General features: G+C 48.8%; 2 protein-coding genes. Both read left to right on the forward strand.

Translation table 11 applies throughout. From position 1 onward, the window contains the following. A partial coding sequence (gene rplC, locus A3738_RS22795; RefSeq protein ID WP_068763879.1) for a 50S ribosomal protein L3 occupies positions 1–563 on the forward strand: 563 nt, incomplete at its 5' end. A gap of 11 nt (positions 564–574) precedes the next feature. Beyond that, positions 575–758 (forward strand): 50S ribosomal protein L4 (rplD, locus tag A3738_RS22800; RefSeq protein WP_082890115.1); only part of this gene is annotated, 184 nt, incomplete at its 3' end.

Consider the following 758-nt stretch of genomic DNA (forward strand, 5'->3'; position numbering starts at 1 on the left):
CCGTCATAGAAGTTGATGGTAACCGTATCACACAGGTGAGAACCGACGATGTAGATGGCTATCGTGCCGTCCAAATCACTACTGGTGAGCGTCGCGCATCTCGCGTTTCTAAATCTGCAGCTGGGCATTTCGCGAAAGCGGGTGTTGAAGCGGGTCGTGGATTATGGGAATTCCGTTTGGAAGCAGAAGAGGGTGCTGAGCTTAAAGCTGGCGATACTCTTGATGTTGCGCTATTTGAAGCTGGTCAAGTCGTTGATGTGACTGGTCAATCAAAAGGTAAAGGCTTCCAAGGTGGTGTTAAGCGTTGGAACTTCCACATGCAAGATGCTACTCACGGTAACTCTATTTCTCACAGAGCTCCTGGTTCAATTGGTCAGTGTCAGACTCCTGGTCGCGTTTTCAAAGGTAAGAAAATGGCGGGCCACATGGGTGCTGAGCAAGTGACTGTTCAAGGTCTTGAGCTAGTTCGTGTAGATGCAGAGCGCAATTTGCTTTTGGTTAAGGGTGCTGTTCCTGGAGCAACAGGCGCAGATATCATCGTTAAGCCAACAGTTAAATCGTAAGAGGTGTAGTGATGGAATTAGTAATTTCAGGTTCTAAGAGCAGCGTTGCTGTCTCTGATGCTACCTTCTCTCGCGAGTACAATGAAGCATTGGTGCACCAGGTTGTTACAGCTTATCTAGCTGGCGGCCGTCAAGGTACAGTGGCTCAAAAGACTCGTTCTGAAGTGAGTGGTGGTGGCAAAAAGCCATGGCGTC

Source organism: Oleiphilus sp. HI0066, assembly GCF_001635725.1.